General features: G+C 52.3%; 2 protein-coding genes. One reads left to right on the top strand and one right to left on the bottom strand.

Annotated features, from left to right (window positions below; all coding sequences use genetic code 11):
* The first annotated feature begins 128 nt into the window (after nt 1–128).
* Nucleotides 129–785 (top strand): hypothetical protein, encoded by a 657-nt coding sequence (locus DDE20_RS18845; RefSeq protein ID WP_116560054.1) that lies wholly within the window; start codon nt 129–131, stop codon nt 783–785.
* Nucleotides 786–1,561: 776 nt separating this feature from the next.
* Here the strand turns inward: DDE20_RS18845 and DDE20_RS19165 are convergent.
* Nucleotides 1,562–1,879, bottom strand: a 318-nt coding sequence (locus DDE20_RS19165) for a hypothetical protein (RefSeq protein WP_205961715.1), incomplete at its 5' end; no start/stop codon positions are given.

The raw sequence follows: 1,879 nt of genomic DNA, 5'->3' as shown, positions 1-1,879 counted from the left end.
CAGCAGCCACGCTGGCCCGCCGCCGCTGCGCTACATGAGGGCTACGCAGCGGCGGGCCAGCTCAGAACCAGAGGGGGTCAGTATTGGACGCCGATAAGGGGTCAATTTTGAATGCTGATTGACACCCTATGGTGAAAGTGCTTATCGATTCCGGCCTGTTGCCGCCGTTGCATGACACGGGCGCGAAGTATGGCAAAGTGAGCCGGGCGGTCGACAGCAATCATATTGATACGCTTTTCAAAAGGCTGCTGGAAGTTGCCGCCCCGGTCCGCGTTGCGCCAACTGGCATGTATGATTTGGCCAAGGCCGCTGAAAGTTCTCGCGTAAAGTTGGACATGATTTTGCCGGCCGTTTTCCGTGGGCAGCTTGATCGGGTATGCAGGTTAGAGTGGAAAAAGGGCCTCGAAGCGCTTCTGGTTGACCCTGTCGAAATCCGGGAAAGGGAGTTCGAGTTTCAGCCGGGCATCCCATTGCAAATGGCATTCGAGATGCTTGGCGTGAACGACGAAATCGGCGAGCGTTTGATTTCCAACCGGACCTCGCCACCCTTACTTCCGACGATCCAGCTATTCGGGCATACCGAACCATGTGTGGATCCAAGCGCGATTCAAAACTTCCTTGCGCGATGGGCCACTGTTCAGATGTTACATGCCGAGGTGGGGTTGAGTGCAAATGCGATTCAGGAAATGCTTGCGGCCGCCAAAGTAAAGCCGGTTTACGATCGGAACTTGATGGGCGTTGATATCTATCGGAGATCAGATGCTCGAGGCGTCTTCGACGTTTGATTGAACGAAATTATCTGAGAATGGTCGCCTTCGGGCGGCCTTTTTTTTCGTCATTTTCGATGGTCATGATATGGTTGTATTTGGTGGCCATTGAATGAGTATTGGAAGCCTATAGATATAAAAGACAATGAAAATAAATACTTACAGGAGGTCGTTTCGCCGCAGTGGTCACTTTTTCATTGGTCCGACAGTTATTCTGACCACCAATAAATAGCCATCGGCGGGGTTGAAATGTCCATTTTGCAAGCAATAAAGGTCTATCGGGCGTAAACGCCCGATTTGACCGCTTTCGATGCGATATAAGTGTGACCGAGAGCCTTTTCCCGTCTTGGGATAGACATAGTGCATTTCGGTCAAGTTCCATAACACATCAATGGTTTCTTTCACTCGTGAAGCCACGACAGATTCTATCGCTGCGAGATGGATGGGGGTAGCGTTTCAATTTTCATGGCGGCCTGCTTGGATTGATGCGTGTGATACGTCGAGAAATTTTGATTGCGCAAATGATGCGCTCAGACGATCAGTGTTCGCGGAGTATATATTATGCGGATCCTGGAACACAAAAAGGGCAGCCTTGGCTGCCCTTTTTCTATGGTTTGACTGAGATTCCGGACGCGAGCGAATAAGCATCGGCCGGTGGGGGGCTGTGTTCGGATAGGCCGGGTTGCATTATGGTGCTTTAGCCCATGAAGCGCACACTGTCTCAACCTCGTGCGATCTGTGGAACAACGACGCCGGTCCCACGCAGTTTCTTCAAGAGCGCAGGTATGCGGATGTTAGCCGCTCCTTGGGAACCGGGCGACGAGTTCGGCAATGCGAGCGCCATGCCAACGCGCCGCCTCGGTTGCGTAAAAGCCTCGCTCGCGTGCGATCCTATCTAGTGATGAAGGCGACTGCGCCGCCAGAATGTGCTTAATATCTGTCAGCGAGTTCATAACTTCCCCGGCGTCGGGATACGGCACGCAGAGTGACCTGCCCCCCGCGAGATCCCTCACTTTAATGTAGAGTTTGCTCAACCATGAAGGAGCAAACATATGCGAAAGAGCCGTTTTACTGAGTCGCAGATTATTGGGATGATTAAGGAGCAAGAAGCA

The sequence above is a fragment of the Pararhodobacter oceanensis genome (assembly GCF_003076755.1).
GTDB classification, from domain to species: domain Bacteria; phylum Pseudomonadota; class Alphaproteobacteria; order Rhodobacterales; family Rhodobacteraceae; genus Pararhodobacter; species Pararhodobacter oceanensis.
Note: the sequence above shows the minus strand (reverse complement) of the source record. Positions and strands in the feature narration are given on the sequence as shown.